Origin of the sequence: Streptomyces sp. DG2A-72, from assembly GCF_030499575.1 — a bacterium.
Taxonomy (GTDB): Bacteria; Actinomycetota; Actinomycetes; order Streptomycetales; family Streptomycetaceae; genus Streptomyces.
On record NZ_JASTLC010000001.1, the window covers coordinates 9,554,709 to 9,568,311 of the forward strand.

The 13,603-nt window shown below is 69.8% G+C and carries 11 protein-coding genes; 6 read left to right on the forward strand and 5 right to left on the reverse strand.

What is annotated here, in order from left to right:
- The first annotated feature begins 48 nt into the window (after positions 1 to 48).
- The gene (locus QQY66_RS45145; RefSeq protein WP_301986278.1) at positions 49 to 870 is read left to right on the forward strand and encodes a TIGR02452 family protein; all 822 of its coding nucleotides are present in this window, start codon (positions 49 to 51) and stop codon (positions 868 to 870) included.
- Here the strand turns inward: QQY66_RS45145 and QQY66_RS45150 are convergent.
- The 4 genes from QQY66_RS45150 to QQY66_RS45165 all read right to left on the reverse strand — a co-directional run bounded on the left by QQY66_RS45150 (position 855) and on the right by QQY66_RS45165 (position 4,668).
- Complete coding sequence (locus tag QQY66_RS45150) at positions 855 to 1,298, reverse strand: type II toxin-antitoxin system PemK/MazF family toxin (RefSeq protein ID WP_301986279.1); 444 nt, start codon at positions 1,296 to 1,298, stop codon at positions 855 to 857. The genes QQY66_RS45145 and QQY66_RS45150 overlap by 16 nt on opposite strands.
- 55 nt (positions 1,299 to 1,353) lie before the next feature.
- Entirely contained in the window at positions 1,354 to 2,841 is a 1,488-nt protein-coding gene (locus QQY66_RS45155) for a flotillin family protein (protein ID WP_301986280.1), read from the reverse strand.
- A gap of 134 nt (positions 2,842 to 2,975) precedes the next feature.
- Positions 2,976 to 3,194, reverse strand: coding sequence for a hypothetical protein (locus tag QQY66_RS45160; RefSeq protein ID WP_301986281.1), 219 nt, complete (start codon positions 3,192 to 3,194; stop codon positions 2,976 to 2,978).
- Between the two features lie 49 nt (positions 3,195 to 3,243).
- Positions 3,244 to 4,668: an amidase gene (locus tag QQY66_RS45165; RefSeq protein WP_301986282.1), complete on the reverse strand. Its 1,425-nt coding sequence runs from the start codon at positions 4,666 to 4,668 to the stop codon at positions 3,244 to 3,246.
- Positions 4,669 to 4,949: 281 nt separating this feature from the next.
- Between QQY66_RS45165 and QQY66_RS45170 the strand changes: the two genes are divergently transcribed.
- Complete coding sequence (locus tag QQY66_RS45170) at positions 4,950 to 6,290, forward strand: glycoside hydrolase family 43 protein (protein WP_301987712.1); 1,341 nt, start codon at positions 4,950 to 4,952, stop codon at positions 6,288 to 6,290.
- Positions 6,291 to 6,336: 46 nt separating this feature from the next.
- Here the strand turns inward: QQY66_RS45170 and QQY66_RS45175 are convergent, their stop codons facing one another.
- Positions 6,337 to 9,030 carry a cellulosome protein gene (locus QQY66_RS45175; protein ID WP_301986283.1) on the reverse strand — a complete coding sequence of 898 codons (2,694 nt, stop codon included), beginning with the start codon at positions 9,028 to 9,030 and terminating at the stop codon, positions 6,337 to 6,339.
- A gap of 310 nt (positions 9,031 to 9,340) precedes the next feature.
- On the opposite strand from QQY66_RS45175, the gene QQY66_RS45180 reads away from it, so the two are divergent.
- The 4 genes from QQY66_RS45180 to QQY66_RS45195 all read left to right on the forward strand — a co-directional run bounded on the left by QQY66_RS45180 (position 9,341) and on the right by QQY66_RS45195 (position 13,573).
- The gene (locus tag QQY66_RS45180) at positions 9,341 to 10,381 is read left to right on the forward strand and encodes a LacI family DNA-binding transcriptional regulator (RefSeq protein ID WP_301986284.1); all 1,041 of its coding nucleotides are present in this window, start codon (positions 9,341 to 9,343) and stop codon (positions 10,379 to 10,381) included.
- A 126-nt stretch (positions 10,382 to 10,507) separates the two neighbouring features.
- Complete coding sequence (locus tag QQY66_RS45185; protein WP_301986285.1) at positions 10,508 to 11,749, forward strand: extracellular solute-binding protein; 1,242 nt, start codon at positions 10,508 to 10,510, stop codon at positions 11,747 to 11,749.
- A 10-nt stretch (positions 11,750 to 11,759) separates the two neighbouring features.
- The gene (locus QQY66_RS45190; protein ID WP_301986288.1) at positions 11,760 to 12,725 is read left to right on the forward strand and encodes a carbohydrate ABC transporter permease; all 966 of its coding nucleotides are present in this window, start codon (positions 11,760 to 11,762) and stop codon (positions 12,723 to 12,725) included.
- On the forward strand, positions 12,722 to 13,573 hold the full coding sequence (locus QQY66_RS45195) for a carbohydrate ABC transporter permease (RefSeq protein WP_301986289.1): 852 nt from the start codon (positions 12,722 to 12,724) through the stop codon (positions 13,571 to 13,573). The genes QQY66_RS45190 and QQY66_RS45195 overlap by 4 nt, the downstream gene beginning before the upstream one ends.
- The last annotated feature ends 30 nt before the right edge of the window (positions 13,574 to 13,603 follow it).

A 13,603-nucleotide genomic window follows, 5' to 3' on the forward strand; every position in this document is an offset into this window, starting at 1 on the left:
GGGGGAGCGCGCGGGGCGCGCGGTCATGACGCCTACGGGGGTGGCGCCATGAGCGCGCGCCTCCGTGGCATCGCACGGGAGACCGAGCAGATCGTGGCGGCGGGCGCGTACCGCGCCTCCGACGGCAGCGAGGTGTCCCTCGCGGCGGCGATCGAGGCCGCCCGGTCCGGCACGCGGATGTACGGCCCGGACCCGGTGCCGGTGGCTCCGACGCCTTCGTCGGACACGTTCTTCGAGGTCACCGGCGAGAGCAGCCTGGAGGCGGCCCGCCGGCTCGGCTCCGGAACGGCCGTCCTGAACTTCGCCTCGGCCCGCAACCCCGGCGGCGGCGTCCTCAACGGCGCGCAGGCCCAGGAGGAGGCCCTGTGCCGCGCCTCCGCGCTGTACACGTGCCTGGCCGGGGTGCGGGAGTTCTACGACCACCACCGCACCCACCGCGACGTCTTCTACACGGACCGCGTCATTCACTCACCGGCCGTACCCGTCTTCCGCGACGACCGCGGCAACCTGCTGGACGAGCCGTACACCGCCGGATTCCTGACGGCGGCGGCACCGAATGCCGGGGTGGTGTCGCGTACGGCGCCGGAGCGTGCGCAAGAGCTGCCGCGGGCCCTGTCGGTGCGGGCCGAACGCGTACTGGAGACGGCCGCGGCGAACGGTTACCGGCGGCTGGTGCTGGGCGCCTGGGGCTGCGGTGTGTTCCGCAACGATCCGGCGCAGGTGGCGGGGGCGTTTCGGGGGCTGCTGGTCGAGGGCCGGTTCGCCGGATGCTTCGAGCACGTGGTGTTCGGGGTGCTGGACCGTACCCCGGGGGCCGTGGTGCGAGAAGCGTTCGTACGGGCGTTTCCGGAGCGTCAGCTCCAGCCGTAACGCAGCCGCAGCCTATGCACCACGAGGTTGAACCTCATCCGGTCCAGCGCGCACGCCTCCCGCCGCATGCCCTCCTCGTGCAGCCGCAGCACCCGGTCGACGTCGACCCACGAGTCGCGCCCCGACTTGTCCCACGGCCCGTGCCCGATCGGCACCCACTCCCGGTCCCCGTCATGCCGCTTGCTGGACAACTGCACGGCGAGAAACGTCCCGGCAGCCTCACGGGCGACCACGAGAACCGGCCGGTCCTTGCCCCGCCCGTCGTTCTCCTCGAAGGGCACCCACGTCCACACGATCTCCCCGGGATCGGGGTCGTCGTCGTGCGCGGGCGAGTACTCGGTGCGCACGCGGCCGACCTCACGGGGGTCGGCCTCGGTGGTGGCGGTGGGGCCGTAGCGGCCGGGGATGTCATCGGTGGGTGCGCTCACCCGGCTCACAGTAGAGGGTGAGTGCGGGCCCCCGGCAACGAGGGCCCGCAGTCGTTCAGTTGCCGTCCTTCTCCACCGGCACCTGCTGCACGGGCGGTGTCGCCGGCCCGCCCAGCGTCGAGGTCCCGTTCGGGCTCTGCCCGTTCTGGTTCATGGACGCCAGCAGTTGCCGGGCCAGCCCCAGCCCCGTGCCGCCCATCGTGAGTGCCTTGGCCAGCATGTCGGCCACACCGTCGGCGCCGTTGAGCACCACCATGTTGTCGACGCTGCCGAAGGCGCTCGCTCCCGCCTTCACGATCTCCGGCCAGTTCTCGGCGAGTTGCTGGGCGACCACGGCCTCCTGGTTCTCCGCGAGCGCGGCGGCCCGTGCCTTGATGGTCTCCGCCTCGGCGAGGCCCTTCGCCCGCGTCGCCTCGGCGACCGCGAGGCCCTTGGCCTGGGCCGCTGCGGCCTCCGCCTCACCGGTGGCCTTCGTCGCCGTGGCGGCAGCGGCGCCCCGCGCCTTCGTCGCCTCGGCCTCGGCGCCCGCGGCCGTCTTCACCCGGGTCGCCTCGGCGGCAGCCGCCAGCTCCGTCTCCCTCGCCTTGGCCTGCGCGGCCGAGATCCGCGCGTCGCGTTCGGCCTCAGCCAGCGTCCGCTTCTCGTACGCCTGCGCATCCGCGGGCTTACGGACGTCCGCCTGGAGCTGCTGCTCACGCCGCTGCGCCTCCAGCTCGGCGACCCGCGTCTCCTGGACGACGACTTCCTGGCGGGACGCGGCATCGGCGAGCGGCCCCGCCTGACGCGCCTTGGCCGCGGCCTTGTCCCGCTCGGCCTGGTAGCCGGCCTGAAGGATCTCGCTGTCCCGGGTGGCCTCCGACATCCGGGCCGCGGCCTGCTGCTCGGCCTCCGTGGCGAGCCGGTTCGCCTCCGCCTGCGCGATGCGCGCGTCCCGCTGCACGGCGGCGGCGTGCGGCATGGCGAGATTCTTGATGTACCCGGTCGGATCCTCGATCTCGTGGATCTGCAGCGAGTCGACGATCAGACCCAGCTTCTCCATCTCGGTACCGCACGCGGCCCGGGTCTGCCCGGTCAGCTTCTCCCGGTCCCGGATCATGTCCTCGACCGTCAACCCGCCCACGATGGACCGCAGATGACCGGCGAACACGTTGTGCACCCGCTCCGCCATCAGCTTCTGCTGGTCCAGGAAGCGGCGGCCGGCGTTGGCGATCGACACGAAGTCGTCGCCCACCTTGAAGATGACCACGCCGCGCACCTTGAGCGGAATGCCCTGTTGGGTCACGCAGTCCACGGACAGTTCGGTCTCGTTCAGGTCGAGCGAGAGCTTGCGCACCGCCTGCACACCGGGCAGCACCAGCGTGCCGCGCCCGGTGACGATGCGGAATCCCATGCCCTCCTCAAGGCCCTCGGTCCGGTGCTTGGAACCGGAGATGATCAATGCCTCGTTCGGTTCCGCGACCCGCCACATCAGCTTGAACAGACCGATCACGACGAGGACGGCGACAACCGCCACCCCCGCAACGACGCCGACGACCATCGGCATTCGCCCCCTTCGCATGGTGCCCGTTCGGCACCGAATGAAGGGGAGTGTGCGCCTGTCCAGGGCCAGGGTGAAGACACTGGCGGATCCTTGTCACAACCTTGACGCATACGGCTCTCACCTGCGCCGGTGCGGGCTCAACTGTCGTATGCCGCCTGGACGTAGACGGTCCTCGGCGGCAGGTACTCCACGACCATCACCACCGTGCCGCTCTCGATGCGGTCCGTCCCGGAGGCCGGATAGGCGAGGAAGTGCTCGGCGCCTCCGCGCACACGGACGATCACCTCGCCGACCAGCCCGGGCCCGATCGTCCCGGTGACCCGTCCCATGAGCCCGACCATCGACGCATCGTCCATCGTCACAGCGTACGGGCTCCATGGTCACGGCGTCATGGGGCGAAGGCCCTTACGCCGCCGGGGAATCAGCGGCCCTGTGCTGCGGCGGCCACAGCTCGTGCCAGCGCAGGTCCGCCTCCAACTGGGCGGCCAGGGACACCAGCAGGGGCTCGCTGTTCGCCGGTCCGAGGAGTTGCGCGCCGACCGGCAGTCCGCCGGTGGCGAAGCCCGCGGGGACGTTGACGCCGGGCCAGCCCAGTACGTTCCACGGCCACGCGTACGGGCAGGCGGCGATCATCGCGCGGTCGGTGGCCAGGCCGCCGAGGTTCAGCATCGAGCCGATGCGCGGCGGGGGAGCGGCCGTCGTGGGCGCGAGGATCACGTCGTACGACTCGAAGAACGCGCCGATACGGCGGTGCAGGACCGCCTCGGCCCGCCGCGCGGCACGCAGCGGGGGCCCGCCCAGCAGCCTGCCGAGGCGTGCGGCGTCCCGGGTGCGCCGGTCGAGGAGGTCGGGGAAGGGCACGTCGCGGACGCGCTCGGCGATTCCGACGGTCGCGCGGGGGACGAAGGTCAGGCCGATCCGGCCGTACGGCGGGTGGGCCTCCTCGACGGTGTGCCCCAACCGGCCCAGTTTCTCGGCGAGTTCGACGACCCGGTCCCGCACCTGAGGCAGCAGCCGCGCGGGCAGGGCGGTGAACGGCGGCTTCAGGGAGAGTGCGATACGCAGCCGTCCGGGGTCGCGGCCCACCGCATCCGACATGTTCAGGGAGGGCGGCCGGTGCGGGTCCTGCGCGTGATTGCCGCTCGCCGCGTCGAGGAGCAAGGCGGCGTCGGCGACCGTGCGGGCGAGGGTGCCGTTGACGGTGATGCCCTGGAACGACTCGCCGCGCGGCCAGGTGGAGATGCGCCCGCGCTGCGGCTTGATGCCGATCAGATGGGTCCAGGACGCCGGAATCCGCACCGAACCGGCGCCGTCCGAACCGAGCGCCGCCGGCACCAGACCCGCGGCGACCGCCGCCGCCGAGCCGCCGGACGAGCCGCCGGGGGTGTGCTCCGGGTGCCATGGATTGCGGGTCGCGCCGAAGGACGGTCCCTCGGTGAACGGCCACTGACCCAGCTCGCAGGTGTTGGTCTTGCCGACGATCACGGCCCCGGCCGCGCGCAGCCGCCGTACCGCCTCAGCGTCCTCCGCCACGGGCGGGAACTCGCCCGGACACCCGAACGCGGTCGGTTCCCCCGCCACGTCCATGTCGTCCTTCACGGCCACCGGCACCCCGAGCAGCGGCCGGCGCACCCCGGACGCCAGTTCCCTGTCGGCGGCGTCCGCCTCGGCGAGCGCGGCCTCGGCCCGTACGATCCGGAAGGCGTTCAGCGATCCCTGGCTCGCCTCGATCCGTGCCAGGGCCTCGGTCACCATGGCCCGGGACGTCACCTCCCCGTCGGCCAGCGCACGGGCGGACTCCGCGAGGCCTGCGGCACGGGCGAGCGTCATACGGACACCTCCGGAAGGACGTTGTCTACCGAACGGTAACGTCCGCGGGGCGGTGACGGAACGTCCCTGGCCGGACAGGCGCTTCCCGGATGTCACACCGGCGTGACCAGGTCGTGTCCAAAGCATTGACGGCCCTGCACCTCGCCCTTACCTTCTGATCGACTTGCCGAACTGTGTTCGATATTTCGTACGCCCGTGTCCGCGGGCCTGTGTCCTAGGGAGAGCCGCCCGTGACCACCACACGTCCCCCCGTGCCGTCGCGCCGCACCCTGCTGCGCGCGATGGCGGCCCTGCCCGCCACGGCACTCGTACTCGGCGAGGCGCCCGGCCTGCTCGGCACGGCCGTGGCCGCGGCACCGCCGAGCGGATCGGCCACGCGCTACACGATCGTGCCGTTCCTCAACAGCAACGACGGCACGGTGAACGTCTACACGTCGGACGACGCGACCGACTTCCGCCTGGCCCGGTCCTCCGCGTACACCCCGCCGAGCAACCGCGTCCGTGACGCGAGCATCTTCAAGCACACGGACGGCTACTACTACATCACCTACACCACGCACACCTGGCAGGACACCAGCACCACCATCGGCTTCGCCCGCAGCTCCGACCGCGTCAACTGGACCTTCCTGTACGACTACAGGGTCCCGATCGCCAACCTGTCCCGCGCCTGGGCGCCGGAGTGGTTCGTCGACAGCGACGGCAGCGTGAACGTGATCGTGTCCTGCTCGACGGCCAACAACGAGTGGAACTTCACGCCGTATCTGCTGAAGGCCACCAACTCGGCGCTCACGGCGTGGAGTTCACCGGTGGCGCTGTCGGGCATCGGCGCCAACCACATCGACACGTTCATCGTGAAGATCGGCTCGACCTACCACGCCTTCACGAAGAACGAGACGACGAAGTACATCGAGTACGGCACCGCGTCGAGCCTCGCCGGCCCGTACACCATCCGCCGGACCGGCAACTGGGCAGGCTGGGGCAGCTACCGCGAGGGCCCGGCGCTGGTGCAGCTCGACAACGGCGGCTGGCGCATCTTCTTCGACGGCTACGGCGACGGCACGTACTACTACAGCGACAGCTATGACACGTTCGCCACCTGGTCCGCCCCGGCCGGACTTCCCGCCGTGTCCGGAACGGCCCGCCACTTCACGGTGATCAAGGAGACGGTCTCCGGCGGCCCGACCCTGGCCAAGGGCATCACCCGCTCCCTCCAGTCCGCCAACTACCCCACCCGCTACTGGCAGACCCAGTCCTCGCTGCTCAACCTCCCCGTGGTCAGCAGCTCCAGCACGACCGCGGAGAAGCGGGCCGCAACCTTCTCGGTGGTCGCGGGCCTGGCCGACGCGAACGCCTATTCCTTCCGCGACGCGTCCGGCAACTACCTCCGCCACTACGACTACCGCGCCCGCTTCGACGCGAACGATGGCACGACGACCTTCGCCAGGGACGCCACCTTCATCGCCCGCACCGGCACGAGCAGCGGCGCGCTGCGCTTCGAGTCCTACAACTACCCGGGCCACTACCTGCGCCACTACAGCTACCAACTGCGCGTGGAGCGCTCGAACGGCACGGATCTCTTCCGCCAGGACAGCTCGTTCGTGCCGGTGGGGGCCTGGGCTTGAGCTGGGGGATGGCCCGGGCCGGTGAGGGTCCGGGCCATCCGCCGCGCTACTTCCCTGCGAGCGGTGTGACGGCGACGCGGTCGATGACCGGTGCGTACGGGGACCGCTGGTCGTACTGGTTGTAGGTGTCGCCGTTGAAGTCGGGCAGCTCCTGCGCGGTGAAGGTGAGCCGGTTCGTGCCCTTCTTCAGGGTGACCGGGACGGTCAGTTCCCAGAAGTTGTTGAAGTGGAAGGTCGTCGGGAACAGCACCCTGCGGGCCGGTCCGCCGTTGACGGAGAGATCGGCGTGGCGGGCGATCGGGTCGGGGTTGTAGTGGGTGGCGGGTGCCTGTTCGGCGTTGGAGTAGCGGATGGTCAGCGCGTGCCGGCCGGAGCGTTCGGCGACGACGTCGAGGGAGAGTGCGTTGGCCTTGCCGTCGCCGATGTCGGTGACTGCCTTTCCGCCGGTGGCGAAGGTGTAGGCCTCGGTCACCTTGGCGGCACCGGTCAGGGTGCCGTCCTCCGCCTGGTACACCTTGGACGTCAGGGTGCCGCTGGAGGGCGTGACCCGTAGCCGGTCGAGGACGAGTTCGCGGGAATCACCGGTGACGGTGATCTTGTTGATGCCGCCGGACAGGAACATCCGGACGGTGTCCGTGCCCTTCTTGGCGCCGCCGATCCCGGGTACGTCGAGCTTCTCGCCGTTGAGCGACAGGCTCGCCCGGCCGCCGCCGAGGTGGTCGACGGACACGGTCGCCTCGCCGTCGGCGGGCGCGTGGACCCAGAAGGTGGCGGAGTCGCCCTTGCCGAGCGGCACCGCGCCGGGGCCCGAGGCACCGCGGTAGGTGTAGCCGGGCCGGGAGCCGGACAGCGTGGCGTACTCGGCCTCGTAGATCGCCGGTGCGGTCACGTGCTCGTCGCGCAGCGCCAGGTCGATCTTGTCGATGATGGCGTCGCCCTTGGTGACACCGAGGTCCGCGTCCTTCGCGGCGAGCGTGATGCGGTGTTTGCCGGCGGTCAGCTTCACGGTGGTGTCGGTGTGGCCCCAGACCACCCACTTGTAGCCGAGGGGCAGTCGTAGCTCCTGCGGGTCCTTGTCGTCGACGCGCAGAAAGACGTTGGTGGGCCCCTGCTCCTTCACCCGGTCGTACAGGTTGTAGGAGTTGGCGAACACGCTCAGGTCGTAGGTGCCGTCCTTCGGTACGTCCACGTCGAAGGCGAGCACCCCGTCGGAGCCGGTGCGCAGCCCGCCGACGTTGTAGGCGCCGGAGGTCGCGAACTTGCCGACGTCCTTCGGGGAACCCTCGGGCCCGTTCTTCGAGTAGCCGCTGCCGGTGTAGGTGGCGTTCTCCGCCTCGTACGTCTTCCGCCAGCTGACGGAGGGTTCGGCCGGTGCGCCGCCGTTGCCGCCGGGGGAGAGGATGACCTGGTACGCCGACATCTCGTTCATGCCGGTCATGGGGAGGGAGACGGTGCCGTCGGAGCCGACCGTGAGCTCCTGGTCGGCGAGTCGAAGGGGCTGGGCCGAGTCGCCGACCTGTCCGGTCCACGGGATTTCCTGGACGGTGGCGTGCACGGTCGTACCGAACAACGTGGGATCGACGTTCTTGAAGACGACGTCCGCGTCACCGCTCTTGCCGCCGAAGATCGCCCGGGACTGCCTCTTGTCCTCGTCCAACGTGGCAACGCCCTGGAGGGTGTACTGCTCGTTGGGATGCGGGGCGGTCACCTTGACGGTGCGGCCGGACATCTGGCCGTAGGCGTTGAACAGCCACCACTGGCCGTTGCCCTTGTTGGCCTCGACGGCCGAGTCGTTGAGGTTGCCGTCGATGTTCCAGTACGCCAGGTCGGCGTCGATCTTGGACTCCTCGATGGCGGACACCCACTGGACGACCTGACCGGGTACGGAGAGGTGGTAGTTGTGGCCGTACTCGTTGACGTTGATCGGCAGTGGGCCGACGCCGACGTCCTTCTCCATCTGCCGGTACTTGGCCACGTTCGTGCGCACCGCGGCGGGCGACGACAGTTCGTGCCACGTCATCACGTCCGGCACCACGTCGTTGGCCTTGGTGTACTGGAGGAAGTCCTTGACCTGGTTGTAGAGGACGCTGGTGTTGGGGCCGGCGATGCGGGCGTCCGGGTCGAGGCCCTTGATGAGGTGGTAGACCTCCTTCCAGGCGGCGAAGTAGTGCCGCGGGTCGTTCAGCCAGGAGGTCTTGTTGTAGCTCCATGCGCCGGTGCCGAACATGTTCCCTTCGGGTTCGTTGAAGGGGACGTAGACGACGTTGTCCTTGTAGTCGCCCATGGTCAGGACCTGTTGGACCTGCTTCTTGATCTTCTCCTTGAAGTCGGCGAGCCGCGCCGGACCGTCCGCGCCCGGCCACTGGTACGGGAACCCGCGGTAGATGTCGGTCATGTAGATGTAGACGTCCTTGCCGCCGGAGTCCACGAACGACGGCAGGACCTCCAGGGCGTCCGCTCCCGGGTGCTGGGGCCCGTCCTGCGCCTTCGTCGAGACTGTGCGGACGTGCATGCCCTCGAGGACGTTGCGGCTGGGCACGCCGTCGCCGTAGATCCCGTACAACGAGCCGGAGGCGCCGCCGTGGAAGGCGCCGGTGTCGGTGCCCAGGTCGATGGTGAGCTGCTCGGGTTCCGCCGCGCTGGCCGCCCCGGCGGCAGGTACGGCAAGTAGGGCGGCGAGGGCTGCTACGGCGGTGGCACCGGCGGCTGCTGTTCTTGTGCTGCTGCGTATGCGTCGCACTGAGGTCTCCGTTGGGTGATCCGTCCCGTCCATGACATGAACCGGTTCGATCGGTGGTGAGCTGGACGGGCCTGGAACGGGATGGCCCAGCTCGGAGGACGCGGCGGCTGTGAGCGGCTCGGTCGAACCGGTTCGCCGGAAGCTAGCATCGCCGGAAACAGGGCAGCAATACCTCCGACGCGGATTGGGCGGCGGTTCTCCGAAGTTGTGCGCAAGGCATTGACAGCGTCTCCGGGCGCTCTTAGCTTCCCGTCTAGCGAACCGGTTCGACAGTCGGCTCGCTTTCGAACCGGTTCGACGAAGGAGCGCCGTGAACATCGGGGAGATCGCCAAACGGGCCGGTGTCTCGCGGAGCACCGTGTCCTACGCGCTGAGCGGCAAGCGCTCGGTGTCGGAGGAGACGCGTCGCAAAATCCAGCGGGTCATCGACGAACTGGGCTACCGGCCCAACGCGAGCGCCCGTGCCCTGGCCAACGGCCGGACCAGCACCCTCGGTCTGGTCTTCCCGCCGGCCGGCAACCACTACACCGGCATGCAACTCGACTTCATCGGCAGCGTGGTGGAGGCCGCGGCGGCCCACGACTACGACGTGCTGCTCTCCCCGAGCGGCGCGGACAGCGACCGTTCGTTCCAGCGGCTGCTGGCCGAGCGGCGGGTCGACGGCGCGATCCTGATGGAGATCAGGCTCCAGGACGACCGCGTCGATCACTTGGCCGCCCTGGACTTCCCCTCCGTGGCCATCGGCCGCACCGCGCATCCGGAGCGCGGCTGGTGGGTCGGCCTGGACCACACCGCGCTGGCGGCCGCTTGTGTCCACCACCTCGCGGACCTCGGCCACCGCAGGATCGCCTTCGTCAACCGGCCCGAGCACCTGCTCCGCGCCGGGTACGAGTCGGCGCACCGCGGGCTGGACGGCTTCACCAAGGCCGCCGCGGAGCGCGGGCTCACCGTACGGACGTACTGCTGCGGGGACGATGCCGCGTCGGGCCAGGCGTGCGTGGAACGGATCCTGCACGACGACCCGGCCACCACGGCGCTGGTCACCCTGAACGAGGCCGCGCTGGGCGGCCTTTACCGGGGCCTGGCCGTGGCGGGCCGCCATGTGCCGCGCGACTTCTCCGTCACCGGAGTCGTGGCCGGCCGGTGGGCGGAGACGGTGACCCCGCAGCTCACCGCGGCGGACGTGCCGGCGGCACAGATGGGACGCCTGGCCGTCGACCTGCTGGTCGAGCAACTCGGCGCTCCCGACTCGGCACCGCGCCACCACCTGCTCACGCCGCCCATCTCCCTCCGGGCCAGCACCGGACCCGCCCACGTCTTCCCGGACCCCGGTTCCGGCTCGAACGCCTGATTCCCGCCCCCTCGTACACCTGCATCGGCACGCTTGCCCGGCCGCCTGCTCGGCATGCCCCTTCCTCGGCATGCCCTTGCCGAAAACACGTCGGCATGCCCTGCCGAAAACACAAAGGAACGCGCCATGAACGGATCCACCGGACGGCGGCTCACCGCCGCGGCCCTGACCGTCGTCGCCGTCGTCAGCGGCACCACCGCGTGCTCGTCGGACGGCAGTTCGTCCGCGAAGGGAGACGACAGCGGCACGTACACCATCTGGGACCCCTACCCGCAGTTCGCCAAGGGCTCGGCGTGGGCGAAACTCCTCGACGGCTGCGGCAGCAAGGCCGGCGTGAAGATCAAGCGGACCGCGTTCGACACCAGCGACCTGACCAACAAGGTGCTCCTGGCGGCGCAGCAGGACAACTCGCCGGACGTGCTCATCGTCGACAACCCCGTGGTGTCGACCCTGGCCGAGGCGGGCGTGCTCACCACCACCGACGACACCAAGCTGGACACCTCGAAGGCCGACCCCAACCTCCTCGCGGCCGGCCAGTCGGGCGGCAAGACGTACGGAACGCCGATCGGCGCCAACACCCTTGCCCTCTACTACAACAAGGACGTCCTCAAGGCCGCGGGGGTCGACATCTCCTCGGTCAAGGACTGGCCGTCGTTGACGGCGGCGCTGGAGAAGGTGAAGAAGGCCGGGAAGAAGGGCATCACGTTCTCCGCGATCGGCACCGAGGAGGGCAGCTTCCAGTTCCTGCCCTGGTTCTGGGGCTCGGGCGCGCAGCTCACCGAACTCGACTCCGCCCAGGGCGTGTCGGCACTGTCCCTGTGGACCGACTGGCTCAAGAAGGAGTACGCCCCCAACTCGGTGCTCAACAACACCCAGACCACCAGCTGGCAGGAGTTCGCCAGCGGCGACTACGCGTTCGCCGAGAACGGCACCTGGCAGCTCGCCAACGCGAAGAAGGCCGGCTTCGACTACGGCGTCCTGCCCATCCCGGCGTCCGGCGGGGGCAACGCGGCGGCCCCGACCGGCGGTGAGTTCGTCACCGTCCCCGTCCAGGGCGACACCGGCCGGTACAGCACCGCGCAGAAGCTGGCGACCTGCCTGACCAGCACCGACAACCTCTACGAGACCGACACCACCTTGTCCTACGTCGCCCCCACCACCGAGGTGCAGGACAAGCAGGTCGCGGCCAATGCCGAGTTGAAGCCGTGGGTCGAGGCGGTCAAGGCGGCCAAGGGACGTACGAGTGACGACCTGGGCACCAAGTACCCGAAGATCTCCGAGCAGATGTGGAAGGCGGTCCAGTCCGCCCTGAGCGGGGCCAAGTCACCGAAGGACGCGCTCACTTCGGCGCAGGCAGCGGTCAAGTGACGTGGGCCCGATGAAGCAGCTCACCCACCCGCCGGACCGTCCGCCGGCGCTCGACCACCAAGGAGCAGCCGCTCCACACCCTCCACGCCGCCGCCCGACCTCCCAGCAGTGGGCCGCCTGGGCCTTCCTCGCCCCGGTGACCCTCTACCTCGTCCTCTTCTACGCCTATCCGCTGTACCGCAATCTCGATCTGAGCCTGCGCAACTACACCGTCCGCTCCTTCGTCCAGGGCGACGCCCCCTTCACCGGCCTCGCCAACTACCGCACCGTCTTCGACGACCCGACCTTCGCCCCGGCCTTGCTGCATACCGCGGTGTTCACCGCCGTATGCCTGGCCTTCCAGTACGCCATCGGCCTGGCCCTGGCGGTCTTCTTCAACCAGCATTTCCGGCTCTCGGCGACCCTGCGGGCCCTGTTCCTGGTGCCCTGGCTGCTGCCGCTGATCGTGTCGGCCTCGACCTGGTCGTGGATGCTCAACAGCGACTCCGGTGTCGTCAACGCCGCCCTGCATGCCGTCGGCATCGGCCCGGTGAACTGGCTGACCTCGCCGTCCTGGTCGCTGACCTCGGTGATCATCGCGAACATCTGGATCGGCGTCCCGTTCAACCTGGTCGTGCTCTACAGCGGCCTGCAGTCGATCCCCGGTTCGCTGTACGAGGCGGCGGCCCTCGACGGCGCGAACGCCTGGCAGCGGTTCTGGCGCATCACCTTCCCGCTGCTGCGCCCGGTCTCCGCGATCACCCTGCTGCTGGGCCTGGTCTACACGCTCAAGGTCTTCGACATCATCTGGATCATGACCAAGGGCGGCCCGGCCGACTCCTCCACCACCTTCGCCACCTGGTCCTACCAGCTCGGCTTCGGCAACCTGCTGCCCGCCTTCGGCCCCGGAGCGGCCGTCGGCAACCTGCTCGTCGTCGCCGCCCTCGTCTTCGGCCTGGTGTATCTCAGGGTCCAGCGAAAGCAGTACGCCTCATGACCACCATCGCGACCGCACACCGCCCACGCCGGGCCCGCCGCACCACCTGGTGGAAGACAGCCATCGGCCTGCTCCTGACCGCGATCATGCTCTTCCCGGTCTACTGGATGCTCAACGTGTCCTTCACCCGCGACCAGGACATGCGCAAGAGCCCGCCCGGCCTGTTCCCCGTCAACGGCACCCTGGCCGGCTACCGGGCCGTCCTGGACGACCAGTTGCCCTACCTCGCCACCAGCCTCGTCATCGGCCTGGGCACCGTCGTGCTGACCGTCGCCCTCGCCGCACCCGCCGGCTACGCACTGGCCAAACTCCGCCCACGCGGCGGCGGCGTGCTCGGCTTCCTCTTCCTGGTCGCCCAGATGATCCCCGGCATCATCATGGCGATGGGCTTCTACGCCATCTACCTCCAGCTCGGCCTGCTCCAGTCCGTCCCCGGCCTGATCGTCGCCGACTCCACCCTGGCCGTCCCCTTCGCCGTCCTCATCTTCACCGCGTTCATGTCCGGCATCCCCGGCGAACTGCTCCAGGCGGCGACGATGGACGGCGCCGGGCCCCTGACCACCTTCCGGTCCATCGTCCTGCCGATGAGCCGCAACGCCGTCGTCACGGTGTCCCTGTTCGCGTTCCTGTGGTCCTGGTCCAACTTCATCTTCGCCAGCACCCTCGCGAGCGGCGGCACCCACCAGCCGATCACCCTCGGCATCTACCAGTACATCGGCAACAACAACCAGGAGTGGAACGCCATCATGGCCACCGCCGTCGTGGCCTCCCTGCCCGCCACGGTGATCCTCGTTCTCGCCCAGCGCTACGTCGCCGCCGGCGTGACCGCCGGAGCGGTCAAGGACTGAGCCTTCCGCGCACCGCCGACCAACCCTGCT

Excerpts from the sequence above, each read along its gene's own strand:
- QQY66_RS45145 (WP_301986278.1), top strand. The coding sequence starts at position 49 with ATGAGCGCGCGCCTCCGTGGCATCGCACGGGAGACCGAGCAGATCGTG.
- QQY66_RS45155 (WP_301986280.1), bottom strand. The coding sequence starts at position 2,841 with ATGCCGATGGTCGTCGGCGTCGTTGCGGGGGTGGCGGTTGTCGCCGTC.
- QQY66_RS45160 (WP_301986281.1), bottom strand. The coding sequence starts at position 3,194 with ATGGACGATGCGTCGATGGTCGGGCTCATGGGACGGGTCACCGGGACG.
- QQY66_RS45165 (WP_301986282.1), bottom strand. The coding sequence starts at position 4,668 with ATGACGCTCGCCCGTGCCGCAGGCCTCGCGGAGTCCGCCCGTGCGCTG.
- QQY66_RS45170 (WP_301987712.1), top strand. The coding sequence starts at position 4,950 with ATGGCGGCCCTGCCCGCCACGGCACTCGTACTCGGCGAGGCGCCCGGC.
- QQY66_RS45185 (WP_301986285.1), top strand. The coding sequence starts at position 10,508 with ATGAACGGATCCACCGGACGGCGGCTCACCGCCGCGGCCCTGACCGTC.
- QQY66_RS45190 (WP_301986288.1), top strand. The coding sequence starts at position 11,760 with ATGAAGCAGCTCACCCACCCGCCGGACCGTCCGCCGGCGCTCGACCAC.
- QQY66_RS45195 (WP_301986289.1), top strand. The coding sequence starts at position 12,722 with ATGACCACCATCGCGACCGCACACCGCCCACGCCGGGCCCGCCGCACC.